The following is a 22,249-nucleotide window of genomic DNA, read 5'->3' on the forward strand; positions in this document are numbered from 1 at the left end:
TTAAAATGCCCATATATACATTAATATAATATGAATTACTAACATTATAATGGCAACTGGTAATTGATACTTAATAACACCATACTTTTTATCTTTCATCTCTAAAATTGCAGTTGGTACTATGTTAAAGTTTGCCGCCATTGGTGTCATTAATGTACCACAATACCCTGATGTTAAACCTAACATAGAAGCAATAATTGGATTAGCACCCTGAGCAATTACAAAGGGTACACCTATGCCTGCTGTTATTACTGCAAATGCTGCAAAAGCATTTCCCATTATCATTGTAAATAATGCCATACCTAAACAATATGCTATAATCCCAAATAATATATTACCTTCTGGAACAAATCCTTTAATTCCATCTGCAATTACTGCTCCAACTCCAGCTGCAGTAAATACAGAACCTAATGCTGCTAATATTTGTGGTAGCATACTTACAGGTCCAACAAGTTCTAATAATCTTCTTGAATCCTCTGCTACTTCCTTTGTTTTACCCTTTGTTATTATCATTGCCATTATTAATGCGGCTATTGCTGCTATACCCAACGCAACTAAAGAACCTAATTGTTTCGTCCAATATTGTGCAACTACAAACGCAATTATTGCTAAAGCTAAAGCTGGTATAAAAATCTTATTTCCTATCTTATTTGACATCTCAACCTTAAATTCCTTACTGGATTCGTTAAATTTATTATATTTAACTAATTTCAGAGCTGACAAAATTGCAAGTAAAACTATTAAATATCCAATCAATGTATCATCAATTTTAATATTTTTATTTCCCCATATCATTCCAAATCTACTGAAGGCAAAAATAACACCTAAAATTCCCCAGAATAATGCCGTAGGAATTCTTGATGGATGATTTTTATCTTTTAGTGTAACATATACAGAATAAAATGCTACCATTCCACAAAAACATACAATAACTCAGTTAAAGCATCTTTTAACATATAAATCCCCCTAATTATATATTCTTAGTTAAATCTTTTTTCATTTTCATTCTTGTTTTATATTTAATATCAAACTTTTTATCATAATATATAAATTGAAGTGTACCTACTACCATAATTATTAACGCTATTGGCAATGCCGCCTTTGCTGCATCTATAGCCTCTATCTTATAACCTAATTCCTTCATAACACCTACTACTAAGAGAACACCACCTGATGCTACAAAGAAGTTTTGGCCAAAGAAGTTACCATAATTCTCAACAGCTCCTGCAAGACCTTTTATTGTTTCCTTATCTTTTTCATCCATTTCACCATATCGAGTTTCTCCTGCTCCTTGTGCCATTGGAAGTATTAATGGTCTTATAAATTGTACGTGTCCACCTATTCTTAAACCAAACATTGCAGATAACGTTCTTATTATTAAATAAAGCGATGTTAAACGTCCTACTGTAGCTGATTTTATTTTACTTATTAAATATGAAGCTCTTTCTCTCAAGCCATATCTTTCTAATAGTCCAATCACAGGTAATGTAATTATAAATATTGACATATAGCGATTTGTTACAAATGCATTTCCTAAAGTTTTCATAATTTCATTAAATGACATTCCTGCTACAAGTCCTGTTATAATTCCAGCAAAAACAACTACAGCTAAAGTATCAAGTTTTAATATAAAGCCTATGATGATAATTAAAACACCAATAAGTTTAATCATAAACAAACCCCCTTATTTTTTTATTATTTAGAAAATAACATAAATTAAGATTCATTTCTGTAGTAGCCACTACAAAATTTATTTTTATAAAAAAACACACCTTAGACTTAGCTATCTAAAGTGTGTTTTTTATTTTATATTTTAAATTAAACAATTAAATTGGACCTATTTTAAATCAAAATCTGGCAGATCCCTTGGATTTATCTCCATTATATCTCCATAGTTTTTTTCATTATTGCCAAAAACAATTTATATGTGGTTTCTGGAGATTTATCTATTTCTGCATATCCCAAACATTTCCACCCTAAAACCTCAAGTCCTAATCTTCCTCCTCCTATACCAGCACAAAAATCCATAAATTTCATCGTTTATCACCTGTATAATTTAATTTTTATAAAGTTTATGCCTGATAATTATATCATATAAATTAATAACTAAAAAGTCTTGCTCCATTCTCCTTAAGCCACCTTCTTTTTCCCTCAAAATCAGGCATAAACTCCCTTACCAAATTCCAAAATCCTTTTGAATGATTAGGGTGTTTTAGGTGACAAAGTTCGTGTACAATAACATAATCTATTACATCAAGAGGCATCATTACAAGACGCCAATTTAAATTTATGTTTCCTTTACTTGAACAACTTCCCCATATAGTCTTTTGTTCCTTTACAACAACTCGGTTGGGGATAAGATTATATTTTTACTTAGTACTTCAACTCTTTCTTTAAGTATTACTTTAGCTTGTCCTTTTAAAAAGCTCGATATTTCTGTTTTTAAATTCTCTTTAGTAATTAACTCTCCTTTGTGTCTTGGTAGTTTAACAATTAGTCTGTTCTCTTCTAAATTAATGTGTATTTTATCCACATTATCCTCAGAAATGTGTAGAATAAGTTTGTTACCTATATATTCTATTTCACCACCATTTTTATAGTCTATCTTTGCTATCTCATCTTTAATTTTTTCTACTTCCTTTAGTTTTTTAAAATCCATTTAGCCTTGGTTTTTATAAATTCTTCTATATATCTATCTTCTAAATATATAGGAGCTGTTACAACAACATCTCCCTTACGTGTTATTTTAATAGTAATTGTCTTTTTCCTTTTCTTTATTAGTATATAATCTATTTTTGTCCATTGTAATTTAATTCTTTCATAATCTATCCCTTTCATAACTGATTGTATTCATATGAAATGTTATACAACTTTAATTTTTTCTTTATAATCTCTCGTAGATACTATTTTTAAGAATCTATTAATACAATTATAAAACTAAAATTATATTTACATTAATTTGTAAATTTGATATAATTTTATAAGTAATTATACTATTTTAAACGGAGGTATTTTTGTGAATAACTTTAAGTTAATCGTGTTTATGATTATTTTATCCTTATTTAATACAATTGTCTTTTTAATAAATCAAAAATATTTAATAGGTTTTATATGGTTAGTTTCACTTATATTATATTTAATATCATTAATCAAGTTTCATAAACATAAAAATATTAAACCTTTAACTGAAGAAGAATTACAAATTTTAAATTCTGAATTAAAAGAATTAATTTTACAAAATAAAAAATATGATGCCATAAAGAAATATAGAAAAACTACTAATGCAGGTCTTAAAGAAGCATATGAATATATTGAAAAAGTAATAATAAATAATCAATAAATTTATTAAAATATTACCCAACCTAAATAAAGGTTGGGTAATATTTTAAAGCCAAAAATCATTTTCATCCTCATATTCTTCATCATTTTCGTTTTCCATTTCATCTTCAAGTACATATTTTCTAATATCTAATCCAAATTCCTCTGCATATTCAATTAACTCGCTCTCGCTTGCAGTATCTACTGCTGATATAAGTGGCCATATTCCTGATGGACCAACAATATCTAATAGGTCGCTTTTTAATCTACTAAAATCAATTTTTCTTATAATAACCATCCCCCTACTTTAAAAATTACAAATCTAAATCTTCTTTACAAAAACTTCATCATAAAGTGCTTTAAGTTCTTCATCTGTCAAATGCTTTAGCTTTTTATTATACACATCACTAAACCCAGCCGCTTCATAATACTGTTCAAGTTCCATTATTAATTCTTCTCTATCCATAACACTACCCCTCTTTCTATACCACTATAAATATATGATTTATTATCAAAAACAATTCAATGTAAAATTTAGCTTATGTAATTTAAAATGGATTCATTTAGCAGTACAATATTTTTTGAATTAAGCTATTTGTTATTCATTGTAGGTTTTTCAAAGATATGTTTTTGTAAAAGGAGATACTTTTAAAAAATAGCTAAAAGATTTAATGTAACTGTTGGTTTTTTAATCGTAGAAAATCCACACATCAAAGATCCTGATAAGATTTTCCCTGGAGATGTACTATGCGTACCTAAACAACCGTTACAGAAAACTTATAAAACTCTATAAAGTTTAAATCAAACCTTATAAAAGTTTATGTTTCCTTCCTTGTTCATCGTGTCCAGTTTCGGATATTCCTACTCCTGTTTGTTTGACACTCCGAAGGCTTAAATTCCCCACTAACGTATGGGTACACATCAATAACTGCTTTAAGTGCTATGCTACTCCTTTACCATAATTCTTTAGGTTTATACTTGCGTTTAAATCCCTGTCTATTTCATAACCGCACTCATCACATATAAAAGTTCTTTCTGATAGAGAAAGTTTATCTTTTATATCACCACATCTGCTACAAATTTTAGACGAAGGATAAAATCTATCTGCAACTATAAACTTTATTCCATTCCAAGTACACTTATATCCCATCTGCCTTTTAAATTCGTGAAATGTCGCCTCTTATATTGCTTTAGATAGCTTCCTATTCTTTAACATTCCACAAGTATTTAAGTTTTCCATTACCACATACTCTGGCTTGGTTTTCGCCAAAGATGTAGTTATTTGATGAATATAATTGTGTCTTATATTTTTAAGCCTTCTATGTGTCTTTAAAACAAGGAATTCCAACTTCTTTATATTGTTAGTTTTTCTGTAACAGTATTCACCTCCTTCTGTTTCAATTTTGTTTAACTCATATTTTTTAGACAACTTACGTTGTAATCTTTTAAGTCTTTTTCTAATTTCCTAACTTTGCTTGATTTGTTTATATTTTTAAACTTCTGTCCACTGCTTACTATTGCTAAATCTTTTACTCCTAAATCTATACCTATACCTTCGGTATAATTTTGATTTTTAACTTCAACTTCTTCTACTCCCACACTTAACCACCAATTTAATCCATCAAATGTCACTCTTGGATTAGAATATTTAACATCGTTTCCTGTTGGTATCCTGCCTTTTTCAGCAAGTTTAATATGGTTAAGTTTTTGCTTATTACTCTTTTAGAAGTAGTTAGTTTCTCTAATTTAACGTGAGTATCTGTTATTTTAATTTTTGCAGTATCAACGTAAAAACTTGGTCTACTTCTCTTTTTGATTTAAACTTAGGAAACTTTTTTCTTCCCTCAAAGAAGTTTTTATAAGCTTGACAAGCATCTTTTATGGCTTGTTTTGTTATATTGTTTGAGTAGTTATTAAGCCAAGCATATTTTTCTTGTTTCTTTAACTCGGTTAGCCTTTTTCTTAGTTCTCCATCACTTAGAAATTGGCCACCGTTTTTGTAATTTTCCTGCTGTGTAGCTAAAGCAAAGTTATATGCCCATCTTGCAACCCCTGCACACTCGAATAACTTTGTTCGTTGTTTATTGTTAGGCAGAAGCATTACTTTATAGGTCTTTATCATCTTCTACCAGCTCCTTAATCATTTTCTTGGCTTTATTCGCTCTCTTGCCTTGTAATTTGCAACTAAATACTGTTATTATTTGGACTAAATCCTCTACAAGTTCCTGCTCTTCAGTTTTTTCTGTGTTATCAATTATTTCAATATTAGTGCCATATTTATTACAAATATTTTCTATTAATTCAAATCCAAATCTAATAAGTCTATCTTTATATAGCACTACTATTTTTTCTACTTCGCCATTTGTAACCATATATATAAGCTTATTTAATCCTTGTTTGTTATAATTAATTCCACTTCCAATATCAGTTATTATTTCAAACTGATAACCTTTTGCTATCATATATTCTTTAACGTATGTTATTTGTGTTTCTAAGTCATCTTTTTGTTTTTGACTTGAAACTCTACAATATCCTATTACTTCTTTATTTATGGGTTTTTATCTATGCCAAGAAAGTGATTAAGTTGTTCTTCTGAATAATATCTAAATCCAGATGGTGCAATATAAGCAGGTTTTAATCTGTTATTTCTGTCCCAATTTCTTAAAGTTTGTTCCGTTTTGCCTATTAATTTAGCAAACTCACCTATACTATAATATTTCATTATTATCACCTCTCTATATACAATTACATTATACTTTTTATAAATTGTATATAGAGTTTTCTAATTTCTTATAAAATTATTTTAGCTATTGTTCGCCTCCTGGAGTACCTCGAGTACCCGATAGTTGTCCTATTGCATATAAAAATATACTATAAAGGCAGGGGATTCTATTAACAAAATAGCTCAAAATATAGGAATACCTATCAATCTTCTTATTTGGAATAATCCCCATATTCCTGATGAGAATATAATCTTCCCTGGGGATATTATTTGTGTTCCTATACCACGTGAACTACCCCCACCTATAGAGGTGGTGGCTTCGTGGTCAAGGCAACTTCTGTTGCCAGTTTACCCACGCTCAAAGGGCTGTTCCATCCCCAATTTTACCATTTATATGGCTAATTTTAGTAAGTTCTTTGCTGCATTTACATCTCTATCGTGTTTAGCACCACAATTAGGACATTTCCATTCTCTTAATGCTAAATTTTTACATCAGGGTTTTTATATCCACACTCTGAACATATTTGACTTGATGCATAGTTTTGTGGTGCTATTATTATTTCTCTTCCATACCACTTTGCTTTATATTCTAATATTCTTCTAAATTCTGCCCAGGATACTTCACTTATTGATTTTGATAAACATCTATTTTGTTGCATATTCTTTACCTTCAAATCCTCTAAAACTATAACTTGGTTTTCGTTTATAATTTTAGAGGACAATTTATGAAGAAAATCTCTTCTTTGATTAGTTATTTTTTCGTGTAATTTAGCAAGTTTTTGCCTGTTTTTATCATAATTTTTACTGCCCTTTTGTTTCCTTGATAAATCTCTTTGTAGTTTCTTTATTCTTTTTCACTTCTTTTTAGCCATTTAGGATTTTCTATTTTTGCTCCATCTGATAATATTGCAAATTCCTTTAACCCTAAATCTATTCCAATTTTTTATCTACTTTTGGTAATTCCTTTATCTCTGTTTCTACTAATATCGAAGCATAATACTTTTCTGTTGGTGTTTTAGATATTGTTACTGATTTAATAATTCCTTCAAATTGCCTATGTTGTTTTATTTTTATCTTTGTTTTTAATTTTGGTATTTTTTAAGTAACCATCTATAATATCAACTGTCCCATTTTGATTATTTGTTGTATAGGATTGATATCCTTTTTCTTCTTGAATTTAGGAAAGCCTATGCTGTTATCTATAAAAAGCTCTTGTATGCCTTCTCTAAATTAAGCTGTGCATTAGCAAGAGCAAGGCTATCTACTTCTTTTAGAAAAGGATATTCTTGTTTATATTGTGCAGGCGTTGTTTTTAGCATTTTTCCTGTTCGTTTGTAATGCTCTATCTTATCATTAAGCATTTTGTTGTATATGAACCTTACACAACCAAATACTTTTGATAAATATTCCTTTTGTTCTTTTGTTGGGTATATTCTATATTTATAGGCTTTTAGCAAAGTCACACCTATTCACCTTGCTTTTCTATATATTTTTTAATAACTTCAATTGGCCTTCACAATATTATCATTTATAAGCTTTCTTCTATATCTCTTTACTAAAACAAGATGATAATATAGCAAGAATACTGAATGATCATTATTATCTAAATCTATGTATCTATATAACCTCATTTTTCTAATGCTTATTTTGTATCTGAACGATGAATTTGTCAACTGACATTCATCACCCACTTATAGAAGTAGGTGACTTCTGTTGCTGATTAGGTTAAAGTAAAAGAAATTTAATTGATTTATAAACTACCATAAAGTTGAAACTTATTATAAAAAACAACAGGTTTAATTGCCTGTTGTTTTTTATATTTACTCCTCTGCCCTATCACAATAAACTCTTATAGCCTCACTTAAAAACTCTGCAAGACCTTCTTGTATTTTATTAATATTGTTTTTAAATCTATCATCTATAACATACAATTCTCCAAGTCCTCTAAATATATCTATTGTACAATAGTAAAAATTATCTGTAATATGCTGTCTCCATTTTTCAACTGCTCTTTGAACGTCTTCATCATCTGGTGTTCTATCCATCAATTCTGCAATCTCTCTATATATTTCTGATTGCCTTTGTATAATATTCTCCCAATCTTTATTTGTATATTTTGATGTTTTTGCCATTGATTCTTTATAAGCATCAGTATGCCCATATTTTTGCTTTGTCTCCTCAGCATACTTTTGCTTATACTTTTCTATTTCACTCATATCAAATGCCTCAAACATATTATCTTTACTCATTTTAATTCCCCTTTCAATCGATTCAATTGTATCCTCTACACATTCTATTATTTTATTTAGCCTATCCCTTTTCTTTATTAGTAGTTGTTTATGAAGTTCTAAAGCTCTTCTTTTATCAAAATTTGGATTGCTTAATATTTCCTTTATGGTCTTTAAATCAAAATCTAATTCTTTAAAAAACAAAATCTGCTGCAGCTTTTCTAAATCTTTTTCTGAATACAGCCTATACCCAGCTTCAGTTGTAGAGTCAGGTTTTAAAAGTCCTATTTCATCGTAGTGATGGAGTGTTCGAACACTAATGCCAACCATATCGGCAACTTCTTTAATTTTATACAAATCATCACCTCCATCTTCATCATAAACTATTACGTTACGTTAGAATCAATAGGGAATTAAAAAGTACGCTAAATCACATCCTAATACTTTAGATTGCACCTTTGTTTCATATCCCTTATTTGAAGATAAAACTATTTTTTATGTATTAATAATTACAACAAAGAATTACCTATATAGATTTGGGACAGGTATTTAAAAGGAATACCTGTCCCAACTATTAACAAAGAACCTAAATGTCTTACCTATAATTATAAATACGTATATAAAATCAAAAGATAGCTTATAAATTGTAAATTAGTTATTAACAATAATTTTAACTTTATAACTAAAAAACACTATTTATATTAAAACTTCGCATTTTAATTTCATCACACACTAATCTACTTTCACCATATAACACTAATTCTTCCCTTGTATCTTTTTATAATCACCAGAAAAAGATAGAAAATTAAAACTACCTATCATATACATATATCCGTCACAAATAACGATTTTCTCATGTGTATTTCCTTCTCTAATCTTAAACAAATCCCCATACTTAGCAAACTCCACTTTTAAAAGATTTGCAATTTCTGATGACCTTTCACTTCTTTTTCTCCATCATTGCTCTTACTATCATATCCTTTTATTCCATAAATTATTTCAATTCTAACATTTCTCTTTAATGCTTTCTCAAAATACACCTTATAAGTATTTATTACATATTCGTTAAGCCAAGGACTTATTATAAGAATTTCTTCTTTTGAATGCTCAATCATCCACAAAAATTGCTCTTTTATTTCTCTATTTTTTAACTGTTTTGAATTATTACTCCTAGATTTTATATTTTCTATATTAACCCTTTTAATAATTTCATCTACACTTTTTGCGTACTGTTCAAATATTCTTCTTTAATATTTTCTTCTAATATTTTAAACTTATCTTCTATGGTTTCTCTCATATCTTTTCCAATACATTTGAAGTTATCCTCTATTTTTTTATTTCATCTATTATAGATTTAATATTTCTATCAAACTCTTCTTTTTGTTTACATTTTAGCATCTCTATATTTTCCTTAACATACATATTAATCAAATACTCAACTCGATCATAATCTACATCATTAGTATTTTTTATACTATTTTTTATTGTTTTTTCAATACTACTTAATATTATTTTATTTTGCATTTCAATAAAATCTTTAACAGTCTTAGTATAATATTCATCATATTGCTTTATAATTTCACTTAAATCAACTTTATGTTGTAGTTTTTGTTCATTTAAGTAAGTATTCAATATTTTTTCGATAGTAATTTTAATATCTTTATTCGCATTATCCATATATTGAACAAAAACATACATAATATCTTCCATACTTTTTGATATACTTTCACTTATTATATCTTCTATATCTTTTTCCTGTTTTTCAGTATATTCTTTCATTTTTTAATTAAATATTCTTCTATTGACTTACTTATAATGTTTTCTAATTTAGTTAAAAATTTATTATACACATTACTTAAAGACTTGTTTAACTCATACTTTATATTCTCTTTATACTTGTTAATATATAGTATTGATATGTCTTTATTTTTATTTAAATAATATACTATATCATTATAAAAATTTTTAAACTTTATTTTTAATAAACTCAAATCAACAAAATAATAAATTTCACTATTTCTATTTTTTAATTGTATTAGCAATAATAGTGTAATAAAAAATAATGCATACATTTTACTAAATAATAGTATAATAATTGCAGTAATTAAAGCTTTATTTATGCTTATTCTATACACTAATACTCACCCTTAACTATTATATTTTATATTCAATGTGCTTACTATAATAAATATTTTACTAAAAATACTATATCATCAATTATTGATAATGTAACTTTTTACTTAATTAACAAACAACTCACCACATATTATGGTGAGTTGTTTTGGTGCGCCCGGAGGGACTCGAACCCCGACCAACTGGTTCGTAGCCAGCTACTCTATCCAACTGAGCTACGGACGCATATTCTTTTGAAGGATAAAAGCCGCACCCTGTGCGGCTTTTGTGGCGGAGAAGGAGGGATTTGAACCCTCGCGCCGGTTTCCCGACCTACGCCCTTAGCAGGGCGCCTCTTCGGCCAACTTGAGTACTTCTCCATGTTGCCTACTTGATAATCTTATATGGCGGAGAGGGTGGGATTCGAGACCCACGGTAGAGTCACCCCTACGCCGGTTTTCAAGACCGGTGCCTTAAACCAGCTCGACCACCTCTCCGTATCGGACATTTATTATTATATCAGCGACTTACTTTGTTGTCAACATCTTTTTATTTATTTTTTCTGTTAAGCTTCATCGCCCATCAACAATATTTATTATATAACCACTTTATCTTTTTATCAATGATAAATATATAGTATAAATGTATAGGAGTAGCCTTTTTAGATGCTACTCCTATTTTTATAATTACTTTGTTATTCTTTCTATTCCACCCATATATGGTCTTAATACTTCTGGAATTATAACTGAACCATCTGGTTGTTGATAGTTTTCAAGTATAGCCGCAACGGTTCTTCCTACTGCAACACCTGATCCATTTAAAGTATGAACAAATCTTGGTTTATCCTTTGCGTCCTTCTTAAATCTAATATTTGCACGTCTTGCTTGAAGTCTTCAAAATTTGAACAGCTTGATATTTCAACATATCTTCCGTAGCTTGGCATCCAAACTTCAATATCATATTTCTTTGCTGCAGTAAATCCTAAGTCACCTGAACATATCAATACAACTCTATATGGTAAACCAAGTAATTGCAGAACTTCTTCAGCATCCCTTGTTAGTTTTTCCAATTCTTCATATGAATTATCTGGATCTGCAAACTTAACAAGTTCTACTTTGTTAAATTGGTGTTGTCTTATTAATCCTCTTGTATCACGTCCTGCTGAACCAGCTTCTGAACGGAAACAAGCTGAATATGCAACGTGCTTTATTGGAAGTTTACTTCCATCTAATATTTCATCCATATACATATTAGTCACTGGAACTTCTGCAGTTGGAATTAAGAAATAATCATCGTTTGCAACCTTAAACGCATCCTCTTCAAATTTTGGGAGCTGTCCTGTTCCTGTCATACTCTTTCTATTTACCATAAATGGTGGGAATATTTCTGTGTATCCGTGTTTATCTATATGTGTATCTAAAAGAAGTTTATTACTGCTCTTTCAAGTCTTGCACCAAGCCCCTTGTAGAAGGTAAATCTTGCACCTGTTACCTTTCCTGCTCTTTCAAAATCTAATATATCAAGTTCTGTTCCTAAATCCCAGTGAGCCTTTGGTTCAAAATCAAATTGTCTTACATCTCCCCACTTTCTAATTTCAACGTTATCTACATCTGTTTCTCCCTTTGGAACATCCTTGTGTGGAACATTTGGAATTCTTAGAAGTAGATAATTTATTTCTTCTTCTACCTTTGATAGTTCCGCATCATATTCTTTAATCTTTTCTGATAGTTCCTTCATTTCCTTTAATAATTCATCTGCATTTTGTCCAGCCTTCTTAAGCTTTGCTATTTCTTGTGAATCTGTGTTTCTCTTGTTCTTTAAAACTTCTACTTCTGCTAATATGCTTCTTCTCTTTTCATCAAGCTCAACAACTTTGTCAATCATCTCAAGATCAAAGGCCTCACCCCTAATCTTCATTGCTTCTTTTATAGCTTCGTGTTCTGCCCTTATTCTTTTTAAATCTAACATTTAAAAACCTCCTTTTCTATATTCATTCTCTTAATTTTTTACAAAACAAAAGACCCTTCATCCCTATAAAGGGACGAAAGGTCATACCTTCCGCGTTGCCACCCTAATTGGCTTAAAGCCCACCTTGATACCTTTAACGGAGGTTACCGTTTTGCTCATCGCAAACCCTCAGGGATGGATTCAATAAGGTAAAGTACTGACTTGCACCAACCGTCAGCTCTCTTAAACTTTAAACTTATCTACTATTTCCCTCATCAGTTTAATTTAGTATATATTATAACACAATTTCAAAAATTACAACATCAATTTATTGTTACCATAATAAAATAAACATTTGAAATTTATGAAGTTTATTGAACCTTGGCATTAGTATTCTTCTTACCGCCATTATATTTATATTTCCCATATTTATACCGTAATTATAACTTGCAAAGGCAGTTTTATATCCTGCTTTTCTAACTAAGTTTTGAATATTTCTATTTAAATCTCCTCCTCCATATGGATAACAAAAGGAGAGTGGCTCAATTCCTAAATTTTTTCTATATCTTCAAAGCTCCATCTTATTTCCTTCTCTGCTAAACTTAAATCTACCTTAGATAGGTTTATGTGATTTCTTGTGTGTCCGCCAAAGTATATACCATTTAAATACATTTCCTTTACCATATCCCAGGTTAAATAATCATCTTCACCAATTTTACCCGTTGCTAAAAGATTGTTGCAGTAAATCCATATCTTTTTAATATTGGATAGGCGTTTTCGTAATTGTCTCTCCATCCATCATCAAAGGTTATTAAAATTGGTTTTTTAGGTAATTTAACTTTACTGCCGCTATAGTAATCATATAGCTCTTTTTCTGTTATTGTCTGATACCCTCTCTTTTTAGATGTCTCATCTGTTTTTCAAATTGACTCACTGAAACTGTTGGAACTCTTTTATCATACACCTCATCGTTAACCCTATGATACGTTAAAACTGGTATAGGTTTTTAGGGTTTTTATAGGAAAACCCTGTTAAGAAGGTCATAAAAAACATAAAAGCAAAAACTGCACAAAAACTTTACTCTTTCTAATTCTGATATTTAACTTATATCTCAATCCCCTAGCCCCTAACAATAATAAATATATAAATATAATTAGCTTTAATATATGAAAACATACAAACCCCATAGATGCCATTAAAACAAGGAAAATAATACACATAAACATATCTAATTTCATTTTAATCCCCCTGTTTAAAAACAATAAACTTGGTAATAATTATAATGGGGAGGGGTTAAGATGAGTGAAATAGATATTTTAAGTCAAATAGCAGATTTAAAGGAAGTAGATTATAAAAATACTCTAATGGTTGTTGGTTTAATTGAACTTCTTATTGAAAACGGTCTTATAAACAAATCCCAGCTTATAAAAAAATCAAAGCATTAGATAAAATAGCTAATATCGAAACAAATGATATTATATAATATGACCCATGCACTGGCATGGGTTCATATTTTTATATTATAAACTTTCCGTCCTTATAAATTAGTTCTCCATCTGCATATATTTCTCCGCCGCCTCTCATATCACAAAGCATATCCCAGTGAATTGCAGATGAGTTTTTAGAACCTGCTTCTGGGAATCCTCTTCCTATTGCAAGGTGAACTGTTCCTCCTATTTTTTCGTCAAATAGCATATTCTTTGTAAATTTCTTTATTCCATAGTTTGTTCCAACTGCAACCTCTCCTAAGAATTTTGCTCCTTCATCTGTATCTAATAGTTCAAGAAGCAGGTCTTCTCCCTTTGCTGCCGTTGCTTCAACAACCTTTCCCTTTTCAAACCTCAGTCTAATATCCTCTATTTCTCGACCTAAATATATTCCTGGAAATGAAAATCTTATATATCCTTCTACACTGTCCTCTATAGGGCTTGTAAATACCTCTCCATCTGGAAAATTCTCATTACCACAGCAGTTTATCCACTTTCTTCCGTCTACACGCATCCTTATATCAGTATCCTTTGATACTATCCTTATTCCCTTTTAGTATCAAGTATTTTACAAATTCTATCCTGCTGTTCTTTTACTTCTTGCCACTTTTCAATAGGGTTTTCTAAGTCTATATAACCTGCACCATAAACAAAATCTTCATATTCCTCAAGTGACATACTTGCTTCTTGTGCGTCTGCCTGAGTTGGAAATTGTGTTCCGCACCATTTCAACTCTTTATTTGCCATTCTTCTTTCAAAAATATCAATTAATTGCCTTCTCCCTCTTGATCTTAACTTCATTTTTGAGGCTTCGATATTTGTTAGCATTCTTGTATTTTTATCGCCCCATATGGTTAATATTGCATCTACTGTTTCAAAGGCAGTTTTTGCTGACTCTGGTATATACATTATTTGTTCGTCATTTCCGTGCTTTAACATAATTTCAGTAAGATCCTCTATGCCTAAATCTACTTGAGGATAAACACCCATTTTAACCGCTTCTCTATATACTTCCTTTATTAGAGGTATTGTAGCTTCTCCACCCTGAATTAGAAGCTTGTCTCCTGCTTTTAGGCCTAAAGAATACTTTAATAAAACCTGTGCAAGCTTTTTCACTCTATTATCCAAATTATCCCCACCTTTCACCTTTATCAATAGCATTTTAACATAAAATTAGTCTAAATGTAAATATTATTCAATTAGGAAACCTTTTTCCTTCAATGCCTTTGTTATTCTTTCTATGTCTTTTTCACTGTCTGCCTCAATAGTATGTATATGTACACCCTCTGTTAAGTTTGACAATGGTTTTGCATTGCTCTCTTTAAGCTTTTTAATAAATTCCTCTACATCATAGATAGACTTAAGCATTAGTCTTCCTGTTATTTCGCCATAAATCTTATGCTCTATTGTTACATCTAAAATTCTCCCCTAAGGCAACAATAGTTCTTAGTTCCTCTTCTATTTGAGTCTCATCGTGCTTTACTGCAATGACTTTCTTTACAAACTGATTATTATTGATCATTAAAACGTATCCCTGTGGTGTTGCTATTATGTCGTGTCCCTCTGCTCTTAAAAGAGCTATATCCTGTACAATAACTTGTCTACTAACATTATATAGTTTAGAGAGCTCCCCTCCCTTTACAGGAGAGGAGACTTTTTAAGATGATTAAGTATTGCCTCTCTTCTTTCTTCTCCTCTCATAACATCCTCCTACAAATTAGTTTGTGAGGTTAACCAATCAACTAACCATACTCCATCAATATTCACACACTTAAACTGTAGATTTACCTCGCCTTCTGGTGCGAAAAATTTTACTTTAACCTTAGCAATGTTTCCCTCTATTATATAATCACCTACTCTAAATTCTTGATTTGTAAAGCCTAAGCTATATACTTCTAACATCTCTCTATAATATTCATCATAGCTTTTTCTAAAATTATTAGTAGCTTCATCTGACATTAAAAGATATGCAGAAAAAAATCCCCTTCTTTTTCATATTCCATTTGTTTTTTAATACCTGTGTAGGATTTAGGTTTTTTCTCTTTTTAATACACTTCTATTTCTATTATAGCTATATTCTCCTTTATTAGTTCTAATAACAACTTTTTCTACCTTTGGAACTTCTGTGATTGTGTTTACTATTGAATACAGTGGAAGATTTTTATCTTTATTCATATCTCCTATTTCACGATTTAGTTTAATATAGACTATTCCAGATTCCTTTTTTATAAATTTAAGTTTTACATTGCTATCTATAAATCCACCCCTTTTAGATGATCCACTACTTCATTTGCACAGGTTTCCTCAATAGAATTCTTAAACTTTGTTACAACCTCCATAGGTTTTAAATAATTGTCCTCATCTGGCTCATATAAAACTATCCTGACATCGTACGTCTGAACTTCTTTTTGCCTACATCCACAGATAAAAAATGATAGTGTGAGTAGAAGGAATATAAAATATTTTTTCATATCAGCACTCCTATCCCTTAAATTCGTATGGAATTGATATAATAAATTCCGTTCCTTCCCCCACCCTACTTTTTACTTCTATATTACCATTATGTTTTTAATAATTTCATTAACAATGGAAAGTCCAAGTCCACTTCCACCTGTTTTTCTATCCCTTGTCTTATCTACTCTATAAAATCTTTCAAATATTTTAGGAATGTCTTCCTCTGGTATACCTACTCCGTGATCCTTTATATGTATTATTGCTCCTCTACTGTCCTTTTCAACCCAAAAGTCTACTCTGCCATATTCATAGGAATACTTAACTGCGTTTTCAACTACATTATATAATGCTCTAAATATATTATCTCTATTAGCTTCAATTTCTACACTCTGTCCATCATAAAATATTTCTACATTTTTAGTTTTTGCAATATATCCTACCCTCTTTACAACCTGAAGACAAACATCATTTAAATCAAATTTTTCAACCTTTACTCCAAAGCTTCCCTCTAATTTTGTTAATTCTAACAGATTATTGACAATATTACTTAACCTTGATATTTCAGAATGTATATCCTGTAAAAATTCCATTGCCATATCTTTATTTGATAATTCACTTGATATCAAAGACTCTACAAGAACATTTATACTGGCAAGAGGGGATTTTAGTTCGTGAGATGCATCTGCAACGAATTGCCTACGCTCGCTGTCTATGGTTGTTATCTTTTCATTCATCTCATTAAAGGCCATACAAAGTCTTGCAATCTCATCGTTTCCTATAACTTCAACCCTCTGTTTTAGATTACCTTCTGCCATATTTTCTATAGCGTCTATAACACTATAGATAGGTCTTGTGGCATAGGTTGATATAAAGTATCCTATTAATGTAACTAACGTAAGTATAAACAGAGATATTGTAAATAACCTCTTTTCAATTATTATTATTTTATTATATATATCATCTATAGGAGTTAAAAATAAAACTACTCCCTTTACATTGTCGCCTATTAAAATAGGAGTTGCTACACTTAAATAGCTGTTCTTTAGAAAACCCCTTAATTTAGATGTTTTAACTCCCGAAAAGGCTTTTTTACTTCTCTATTTTGATAATAGGTCCCAACAAGTTCATTGTTCGAATCTGCCTTTACTATGTATTTATCATCTATTACTAATATCCTTGAATTAGATTGACTGGATATAGTTTCTATTGCAATGTCAAAAGAGGCGTTTTGTTTAAATCCGCCTCATAAGCCAAATCAGCAATTGTTCTCTGATATAGATATATATTCCCTTTTCTTTCAGTAATATATTCCTTTCTGATTGCTAAGAAAACAAATATATTAACTAAAAACAAGCATACTGTAAGTATAACAACATAGGATAGTGATAATTTAAGTTTAACAGAATTTTTTATTAAATCATCCTTTATAATAGTAACCAACTCCCCACTTAGTTAGTACATATTGTGGGTTACTAGGATCCTTTTCTATCTTCTCTCTCAATCTTCTTATATGAACATCTACTGTTCTTGAGTCTCCATAGTAATCATAACCCCATATTATTTCAAGCAAAGTATCTCTACTATATATCTTTCCTGGATTTGTAACAAGTAAGAATAGAATGTCAAATTCCTTTGAAGTCAGATCAACTGGCTTACCTGCAATATTAACCTTTCTTGAAGGAACATCAATCATTATATCGCCAGATTTTATTATATCTCCTTTATTTGCTACTATGTCATATGTTCTTCTAAGTAGAGCTTTAATTCTGGCTCTTAGTTCTAATATGTTGAAGGGTTTTGTTAAGTAGTCGTCTGCTCCATATTCAAAACCAAGTACCTTATCTTCATCTTCTCCCTTAGCTGTCAGCATTATAACTGGAACTGATGACCTTTCTCTTATTTTTTAAGTAATGTTAAACCATCAACCTTAGGAAGCATTATATCTAAAATTATAAGATTGTATATATTTTCACTTATTTTTCTTAATGCATCCTCTCCATCATAAGAAACATCTACACTGTAATTATCAAGTTCCAGGTTATATTTTATCCCTTTTACAAGATTTTCTTCATCATCAACAATTAAAATTCGATAATCCATAATATATCCTCCCTTATTTATTTTTAGGGTATGTCAAAAATTATAACTATTGCAATTAATATTATATTAATATTAATGTTTACAATCAACTTCTTGAAGTATTCTTAACTTTTTATCATTAATTTCGTAATTATGATGATTTTTAATTAAAAATTTTATATATTCGTCATAATTATCAAGGTATGTTAAGGCAATCTCTGGATGGTTGTAGTATATATAAACAGGTTTTATTCTACAAAACCTTTTAAGAAATTTGGACTTATTTTATTAAGTATTGTAATTATAGATTTATTAATAACATTTAGACCACTATCAATTTTACCTATATCGTGTAAAAGTGCTGCTTTAATTAAATTTATATCATATAAATCTTGTTCTAAAGATTTTTGTAATACTTCTCTTGCAACTTTTACTGAATGAACCTTTTCGGATTCCTTAAGCTTATCAAAAAGTTTTTTTCTTTATCATTTAAGTAAAAATCTATAAACTTTTTATCTTCTTCCGTTAGTTTTGCAAATATAGCCCAAAAAACTGTCTTATCCTGTACATCGTATACATCCTTTTTACGTGTAATTACAAATGTATTTATATATATTTTACAACAAAAATAAAAAAGCAAGGTATACCCTTGCTTTTTATGGAGCCGGCTATAGGAATCGAACCTACAACCTACTGATTACAAGTCAGTTGCTCTGCCAATTGAGCTAAGCCGGCATATATGGCGACCCAGAAGGGGCTCGAACCCTCGACCTCCGGCGTGACAGGCCGGCACTCTAACCAACTGAGCTACTGGGCCATACTATCCGGCAACGACCTACTCTCCCACACCGAATTGGTGCAGTACCATCGGCCCTGCGGAGCTTAACCTTCGTGTTCGGAATGGGAACGGGTGTTTCCTCCGCGGCATTGTCACCGGATTAGTTCTTTCAAAACTGCACAGCCTATATGATCAAGCCCTCGACCTATTAGTACCAGTCAGCTAAACGCCTCACGACGCTTACACCTCTGGCCTATCAACCTGATGTTCTTTCAGGGGTCTTACTAGCTTAACGCTATGGGAAATCTCATCTTGAGGTGGGCTTCGCGCTTAGATGCCTTCAGCGCTTATCCCTTCCGAACTTGGCTACCCAGCTGTGCCACTGGCGTGACAACTGGTGCACCAGAGGTTCGTCCATCCCGGTCCTCTCGTACTAAGGACAGCTCCTCTCAAATTTCCTACGCCCGCGACGGATAGGGACCGAACTGTCTCACGACGTTCTGAACCCAGCTCGCGTGCCGCTTTAATGGGCGAACAGCCCAACCCTTGGGACCTACTTCAGCCCCAGGATGCGACGAGCCGACATCGAGGTGCCAAACCTCCCCGTCGATGTGGACTCTTGGGGAGATCAGCCTGTTATCCCCGAGGTAGCTTTTATCCGTTGAGCGATGGCCCTTCCACTCGGTACCACCGGATCACTAAGCCCGACTTTCGTCACTGCTCGACTTGTCAGTCTCACAGTTAGGCTCCCTTCTGCCTTTGCACTCTACGCGCGATTTCCAACCGCACTGAGGGAACCTTTGGGCGCCTCCGTTACTCTTTAGGAGGCGACCGCCCCAGTCAAACTGCCCGCCTAACAATGTCCCGTGACCAGATTCATGGCCTCCGGTTAGAGCTTCAGTATCATCAGGGTGGTATCCCAACGTCGGCTCCATAGCGCCTAGCGACGCTACTTCTCTGCCTCCCACCTATCCTGTACAGACAATACCGAAACTCAATGCTAAGCTGCAGTAAAGCTCTACGGGGTCTTTCCGTCCAATCGCGGGTAACAAGCATCTTCACTTGTACTACAATTTCGCCGGGTCCCTTGTTGAGACAGCGCCCAGGTCGTTACGCCATTCGTGCGGGTCGGAACTTACCCGACAAGGAATTTCGCTACCTTAGGACCGTTATAGTTACGGCCGCCGTTTACTGGGGCTTCGGTTCAAAGCTTCGCTTGCGCTAACCTTTCCCCTTAACCTTCCAGCACCGGGCAGGCGTCAGCCCCTATACATCGTCTTTCGACTTAGCAGAGACCTGTGTTTTTGCTAAACAGTCGCCTGGGCCTATTCTCTGCGGCCTACCTTGCGGTAGGCACCCCTTCTCCCGAAGTTACGGGGTCAATTTGCCGAGTTCCTTAACAAGGGTTCTCCCGCTCGCCTTAGGATTCTCTCCTCACCTACCTGTGTCGGTTTGCGGTACGGGCACCAGCATCCTCGATAGAGGCTTTTCTCGGCAGTGTGAAATCAGCTGCTTCGTCTTACGACTCCCCATCAACACTCAGCTTATCCTCCCGGATTTGCCTGGGAGGCACGCCTTGTGCCTTAGACACACATATCCATCAGTGTGCTCAGCCTATCCTCCTGCGTCACCCCATCTCTCAAACGGCTACTGGTGGTATCGGAATATCAACCGATTGTCCATCACCTACGCCTTTCGGCCTCGGCTTAGGTCCCGACTAACCCTCAGCGGACGAGCCTTCCTGAGGAAACCTTAGGTTTTCGGCGAATAGGATTCTCACCTATTTCTCGCTACTTATGCCAGCATTCTCACTTCTTAGCAGTCCACCAGTCCTTCCGGTCTGACTTCTACCCGCTAAGAAAGCTCCCTACCACCCGTTAGGGTCCATAGCTTCGGTGGTATGTTTGAGCCCCGGACATCTTCGGCGCAGGACCTCTCGACCAGTGAGCTATTACGCACTCTTTAAATGAATGGCTGCTTCTAAGCCAACATCCTGGTTGTCTTGGAAATCCCACATCCTTTTCCACTTAACATACACTTTGGGACCTTAGCTGATGGTCTGGGCTGTTTCCTTTTGACCACGGATCTTATCACTCGTAGTCTGACTCCCGGGCATCAAGATCATGGCATTCGGAGTTTGATAAGGTTCGGTAACCTAGACGGCCCCTAGCCCATTCAGTGCTCTACCTCCACGTCTCTAACCCGAGGCTAGCCCTAAAGCTATTTCGGGGAGAACCAGCTATCTCCGAGTTCGATTGGAATTTCTCCGCTATCCACAGCTCATCCCATGGTTTTTCAACACCAACGTGGTTCGGGCCTCCAGTGAGTTTTACCTCACCTTCACCCTGTCCATGGATAGGTCACCCGGTTTCGGGTCTACGGCATGCAACTTTTCGCCCTTTTCAGACTCGGTTTCCCTACGGCTTCACACCTTAAGTGCTTAACCTCGCTACATACCGTAACTCGCTGGCTCGTTCTACAAAAGCACGCCGTCAGGCCTTAACGCCCTCCGACTGCTTGTAGGCACACGGTTTCAGGTTCTATTTCACTCCCCTCCCGGGGTTCTTTTCACCTTTCCCTCACGGTACTATACGCTATCGGTCACCAGGTAGTATTTAGCCTTGGGAGGTGGTCCTCCCTGCTTCCCACAGGGTTTCACGTGTCCCGTGGTACTCTGGATCAGGTCTAGCTTAAATTCTCTTTCGCCTACAGGGCTATTACCTTCTGTGGCCGGCCTTTCCAGGCCTCTTCGACTAGAGATTTTAAACCGTTATGACCTGTCCGCAACCCCAGAGTTTCCTCTGGTTTGGGCTCTTCCCCTTTCGCTCGCCGCTACTTAGGGAATCGATTATTCTTTCTCTTCCTCCGGGTACTTAGATGTTTCAGTTCCCCGGGTGTGCCCTCCTTAACCTATGGATTCAGTTAAGGATACCTAGTGTTTACTAGGTGGGTTCCCCCATTCGGACATCTGCGGATCACAGCCTGTTTGCGGCTACCCGCAGCTTTTCGCAGCTTACCACGTCCTTCTTCGGCTCCTGGTGCCAAGGCATCCACCATGCGCCCTTTGTAGCTTGATCTTACAAAGAACTTGTTACCTTTGGCTGTGCAGTTTTCAAAGAACTTA

23 protein-coding genes, 5 tRNA genes, 2 rRNA genes, 7 pseudogenes and 1 other annotated feature are annotated in these 22,249 nt (G+C 33.2%); of the genes and pseudogenes, 2 read left to right on the top strand and 35 right to left on the bottom strand.

All coding sequences use genetic code 11. The features are described from left to right. From PL321_RS07740 to PL321_RS07765, 6 genes are all read right to left on the bottom strand, one after another. Complete coding sequence (locus tag PL321_RS07740; protein ID WP_273964114.1) at positions 1–912, bottom strand: DUF979 domain-containing protein; 912 nt, start codon at positions 910–912, stop codon at positions 1–3. A 58-nt stretch (positions 913–970) separates the two neighbouring features. Next, a complete protein-coding gene (locus PL321_RS07745) occupies positions 971–1,669 on the bottom strand; it encodes a DUF969 domain-containing protein (RefSeq protein ID WP_443110760.1) in 699 nt (232 codons plus the stop codon). A gap of 212 nt (positions 1,670–1,881) precedes the next feature. Then, on the bottom strand, positions 1,882–2,037 hold the full coding sequence (locus PL321_RS07750) for a DNA cytosine methyltransferase (protein WP_273964116.1): 156 nt from the start codon (positions 2,035–2,037) through the stop codon (positions 1,882–1,884). Between the two features lie 62 nt (positions 2,038–2,099). After that, positions 2,100–2,357 carry a M48 family metallopeptidase gene (locus PL321_RS07755; RefSeq protein ID WP_337961125.1) on the bottom strand — a complete coding sequence of 86 codons (258 nt, stop codon included), beginning with the start codon at positions 2,355–2,357 and terminating at the stop codon, positions 2,100–2,102. After that, the gene (locus PL321_RS07760) at positions 2,336–2,659 is read right to left on the bottom strand and encodes a YgjP-like metallopeptidase domain-containing protein (RefSeq protein WP_273964117.1); all 324 of its coding nucleotides are present in this window, start codon (positions 2,657–2,659) and stop codon (positions 2,336–2,338) included. The genes PL321_RS07755 and PL321_RS07760 overlap by 22 nt, the downstream gene beginning before the upstream one ends. Further along, positions 2,641–2,838: a YgjP-like metallopeptidase domain-containing protein gene (locus PL321_RS07765; protein WP_273964118.1), complete on the bottom strand. Its 198-nt coding sequence runs from the start codon at positions 2,836–2,838 to the stop codon at positions 2,641–2,643. Before PL321_RS07765 ends, PL321_RS07760 begins: the two co-directional genes overlap by 19 nt. Before the next feature lie 178 nt (positions 2,839–3,016). Here PL321_RS07765 and PL321_RS07770 point away from each other — a divergent pair, with 178 nt between their 5' ends. Beyond that, positions 3,017–3,340 carry a hypothetical protein gene (locus PL321_RS07770; RefSeq protein WP_273964119.1) on the top strand — a complete coding sequence of 108 codons (324 nt, stop codon included), beginning with the start codon at positions 3,017–3,019 and terminating at the stop codon, positions 3,338–3,340. 45 nt (positions 3,341–3,385) lie between these two features. Here the strand turns inward: PL321_RS07770 and PL321_RS07775 are convergent, their stop codons facing one another. The 16 genes and pseudogenes from PL321_RS07775 to PL321_RS21195 form a co-directional block, all read right to left on the bottom strand. Beyond that, positions 3,386–3,616, bottom strand: a complete 231-nt coding sequence (locus tag PL321_RS07775; RefSeq protein ID WP_273964120.1) for a hypothetical protein — start codon at positions 3,614–3,616, stop codon at positions 3,386–3,388. Positions 3,617–3,640: 24 nt separating this feature from the next. Continuing rightward, the gene (locus tag PL321_RS07780; RefSeq protein ID WP_273964121.1) at positions 3,641–3,784 is read right to left on the bottom strand and encodes a hypothetical protein; all 144 of its coding nucleotides are present in this window, start codon (positions 3,782–3,784) and stop codon (positions 3,641–3,643) included. A 474-nt stretch (positions 3,785–4,258) separates the two neighbouring features. Further along, a pseudogene (locus tag PL321_RS07790) lies at positions 4,259–5,440 on the bottom strand (RNA-guided endonuclease InsQ/TnpB family protein). Next, positions 5,424–6,040, bottom strand: a pseudogene (locus tag PL321_RS07795) (IS607 family transposase). The pseudogenes PL321_RS07790 and PL321_RS07795 overlap by 17 nt, the downstream one beginning before the upstream one ends. Positions 6,041–6,430: 390 nt before the next feature. Next, positions 6,431–7,497: pseudogene (gene tnpB, locus PL321_RS07800) on the bottom strand (IS200/IS605 family element RNA-guided endonuclease TnpB). 60 nt (positions 7,498–7,557) lie between these two features. Then, positions 7,558–7,653: pseudogene (locus tag PL321_RS07805) on the bottom strand (IS200/IS605 family transposase); the annotation flags it as partial. Between the two features lie 207 nt (positions 7,654–7,860). Further along, positions 7,861–8,625, bottom strand: a complete 765-nt coding sequence (locus tag PL321_RS07810) for a MerR family transcriptional regulator (protein ID WP_273964122.1) — start codon at positions 8,623–8,625, stop codon at positions 7,861–7,863. A 554-nt stretch (positions 8,626–9,179) separates the two neighbouring features. Then, the gene (locus tag PL321_RS07815) at positions 9,180–9,383 is read right to left on the bottom strand and encodes a hypothetical protein (RefSeq protein ID WP_273964123.1); all 204 of its coding nucleotides are present in this window, start codon (positions 9,381–9,383) and stop codon (positions 9,180–9,182) included. A 211-nt stretch (positions 9,384–9,594) separates the two neighbouring features. Continuing rightward, complete coding sequence (locus PL321_RS07820) at positions 9,595–10,047, bottom strand: hypothetical protein (protein ID WP_273964124.1); 453 nt, start codon at positions 10,045–10,047, stop codon at positions 9,595–9,597. Then, positions 10,044–10,403 (bottom strand): hypothetical protein, encoded by a 360-nt coding sequence (locus PL321_RS07825; protein ID WP_273964125.1) that lies wholly within the window; start codon positions 10,401–10,403, stop codon positions 10,044–10,046. Before PL321_RS07825 ends, PL321_RS07820 begins: the two co-directional genes overlap by 4 nt. 147 nt (positions 10,404–10,550) lie before the next feature. After that, positions 10,551–10,626, bottom strand: a tRNA-Arg gene (locus PL321_RS07830). 43 nt (positions 10,627–10,669) lie between these two features. Then, positions 10,670–10,760: transfer RNA gene (locus tag PL321_RS07835), tRNA-OTHER, on the bottom strand. A 25-nt stretch (positions 10,761–10,785) separates the two neighbouring features. Next, a tRNA-Ser gene (locus PL321_RS07840) sits at positions 10,786–10,877 on the bottom strand. 189 nt (positions 10,878–11,066) lie between these two features. Next, positions 11,067–12,348, bottom strand: a pseudogene (gene serS, locus PL321_RS07845) (serine--tRNA ligase). A 66-nt stretch (positions 12,349–12,414) separates the two neighbouring features. After that, positions 12,415–12,612, bottom strand: a binding site (T-box leader). Between the two features lie 264 nt (positions 12,613–12,876). Then, positions 12,877–13,122 carry a polysaccharide deacetylase family protein gene (locus tag PL321_RS07850; RefSeq protein ID WP_273964126.1) on the bottom strand — a complete coding sequence of 82 codons (246 nt, stop codon included), beginning with the start codon at positions 13,120–13,122 and terminating at the stop codon, positions 12,877–12,879. Beyond that, positions 13,053–13,208, bottom strand: a complete 156-nt coding sequence (locus PL321_RS21195) for a polysaccharide deacetylase family protein (protein ID WP_443110761.1) — start codon at positions 13,206–13,208, stop codon at positions 13,053–13,055. Before PL321_RS21195 ends, PL321_RS07850 begins: the two co-directional genes overlap by 70 nt. A 417-nt stretch (positions 13,209–13,625) precedes the next feature. Here PL321_RS21195 and PL321_RS07855 point away from each other — a divergent pair, with 417 nt between their 5' ends. Further along, positions 13,626–13,772: a hypothetical protein gene (locus tag PL321_RS07855; protein ID WP_273964127.1), complete on the top strand. Its 147-nt coding sequence runs from the start codon at positions 13,626–13,628 to the stop codon at positions 13,770–13,772. 70 nt (positions 13,773–13,842) lie between these two features. Here the strand turns inward: PL321_RS07855 and PL321_RS07860 are convergent. From PL321_RS07860 to PL321_RS07915, 13 genes and pseudogenes are all read right to left on the bottom strand, one after another. Further along, positions 13,843–14,975 (bottom strand): annotated as a pseudogene (locus tag PL321_RS07860) (aminopeptidase). A 30-nt stretch (positions 14,976–15,005) separates the two neighbouring features. Then, positions 15,006–15,182: a 3H domain-containing protein gene (locus tag PL321_RS19835; RefSeq protein WP_337960993.1), complete on the bottom strand. Its 177-nt coding sequence runs from the start codon at positions 15,180–15,182 to the stop codon at positions 15,006–15,008. Between the two features lie 28 nt (positions 15,183–15,210). Continuing rightward, positions 15,211–15,336: a hypothetical protein gene (locus PL321_RS19840; protein ID WP_337960994.1), complete on the bottom strand. Its 126-nt coding sequence runs from the start codon at positions 15,334–15,336 to the stop codon at positions 15,211–15,213. Between the two features lie 188 nt (positions 15,337–15,524). Continuing rightward, entirely contained in the window at positions 15,525–15,773 is a 249-nt protein-coding gene (locus PL321_RS07870) for a hypothetical protein (protein ID WP_273964128.1), read from the bottom strand. Positions 15,774–15,842: 69 nt separating this feature from the next. Beyond that, positions 15,843–16,070 (bottom strand): GerMN domain-containing protein, encoded by a 228-nt coding sequence (locus PL321_RS07875; protein WP_337961126.1) that lies wholly within the window; start codon positions 16,068–16,070, stop codon positions 15,843–15,845. Next, on the bottom strand, positions 16,067–16,285 hold the full coding sequence (locus PL321_RS07880) for a hypothetical protein (RefSeq protein WP_273964129.1): 219 nt from the start codon (positions 16,283–16,285) through the stop codon (positions 16,067–16,069). The genes PL321_RS07875 and PL321_RS07880 overlap by 4 nt, the downstream gene beginning before the upstream one ends. Before the next feature lie 78 nt (positions 16,286–16,363). Continuing rightward, a complete protein-coding gene (locus tag PL321_RS07885) occupies positions 16,364–17,281 on the bottom strand; it encodes a sensor histidine kinase (RefSeq protein WP_337961127.1) in 918 nt (305 codons plus the stop codon). A gap of 190 nt (positions 17,282–17,471) precedes the next feature. Beyond that, positions 17,472–17,708, bottom strand: a complete 237-nt coding sequence (locus tag PL321_RS07890) for a hypothetical protein (RefSeq protein ID WP_273964130.1) — start codon at positions 17,706–17,708, stop codon at positions 17,472–17,474. Beyond that, positions 17,686–18,368: pseudogene (locus PL321_RS07895) on the bottom strand (response regulator transcription factor). The gene PL321_RS07890 and the pseudogene PL321_RS07895 overlap by 23 nt, the downstream one beginning before the upstream one ends. Positions 18,369–19,006: 638 nt before the next feature. After that, positions 19,007–19,082, bottom strand: a tRNA-Thr gene (locus tag PL321_RS07900). 5 nt (positions 19,083–19,087) lie between these two features. Beyond that, positions 19,088–19,164, bottom strand: a tRNA-Asp gene (locus tag PL321_RS07905). 5 nt (positions 19,165–19,169) lie between these two features. Beyond that, positions 19,170–19,285 (bottom strand): 5S ribosomal RNA (gene rrf / locus PL321_RS07910). A 28-nt stretch (positions 19,286–19,313) separates the two neighbouring features. Then, positions 19,314–22,202: ribosomal RNA gene (locus tag PL321_RS07915) — 23S ribosomal RNA — on the bottom strand. Positions 22,203–22,249 lie beyond the last annotated feature (47 nt).

Origin of the sequence: Caloramator sp. mosi_1, from assembly GCF_028622835.1 — a bacterium.
Lineage (GTDB): Bacteria > Bacillota > Clostridia > Clostridiales > Caloramatoraceae > Thermobrachium.

What these genes read in the sequence shown, in the direction of transcription:
- PL321_RS07740 (WP_273964114.1), bottom strand. Translation starts at nt 912, where the DNA reads ATGGTAGCATTTTATTCTGTATATGTTACACTAAAAGATAAAAATCAT.
- PL321_RS07750 (WP_273964116.1), bottom strand. Translation starts at nt 2,037, where the DNA reads ATGAAATTTATGGATTTTTGTGCTGGTATAGGAGGAGGAAGATTAGGA.
- PL321_RS07760 (WP_273964117.1), bottom strand. Translation starts at nt 2,659, where the DNA reads ATGGATTTTAAAAAACTAAAGGAAGTAGAAAAAATTAAAGATGAGATA.
- PL321_RS07765 (WP_273964118.1), bottom strand. Translation starts at nt 2,838, where the DNA reads ATGAAAGGGATAGATTATGAAAGAATTAAATTACAATGGACAAAAATA.
- PL321_RS07775 (WP_273964120.1), bottom strand. Translation starts at nt 3,616, where the DNA reads ATGGTTATTATAAGAAAAATTGATTTTAGTAGATTAAAAAGCGACCTA.
- PL321_RS07780 (WP_273964121.1), bottom strand. Translation starts at nt 3,784, where the DNA reads ATGGATAGAGAAGAATTAATAATGGAACTTGAACAGTATTATGAAGCG.
- PL321_RS07815 (WP_273964123.1), bottom strand. Translation starts at nt 9,383, where the DNA reads ATGATTGAGCATTCAAAAGAAGAAATTCTTATAATAAGTCCTTGGCTT.
- PL321_RS07820 (WP_273964124.1), bottom strand. Translation starts at nt 10,047, where the DNA reads ATGAAAGAATATACTGAAAAACAGGAAAAAGATATAGAAGATATAATA.
- PL321_RS07850 (WP_273964126.1), bottom strand. Translation starts at nt 13,122, where the DNA reads ATGGAGAGACAATTACGAAAACGCCTATCCAATATTAAAAAGATATGG.
- PL321_RS07855 (WP_273964127.1), top strand. Translation starts at nt 13,626, where the DNA reads ATGAGTGAAATAGATATTTTAAGTCAAATAGCAGATTTAAAGGAAGTA.
- PL321_RS19835 (WP_337960993.1), bottom strand. Translation starts at nt 15,182, where the DNA reads ATGCTTAAGTCTATCTATGATGTAGAGGAATTTATTAAAAAGCTTAAA.
- PL321_RS19840 (WP_337960994.1), bottom strand. Translation starts at nt 15,336, where the DNA reads ATGATCAATAATAATCAGTTTGTAAAGAAAGTCATTGCAGTAAAGCAC.
- PL321_RS07870 (WP_273964128.1), bottom strand. Translation starts at nt 15,773, where the DNA reads ATGTCAGATGAAGCTACTAATAATTTTAGAAAAAGCTATGATGAATAT.
- PL321_RS07880 (WP_273964129.1), bottom strand. Translation starts at nt 16,285, where the DNA reads ATGAAAAAATATTTTATATTCCTTCTACTCACACTATCATTTTTTATC.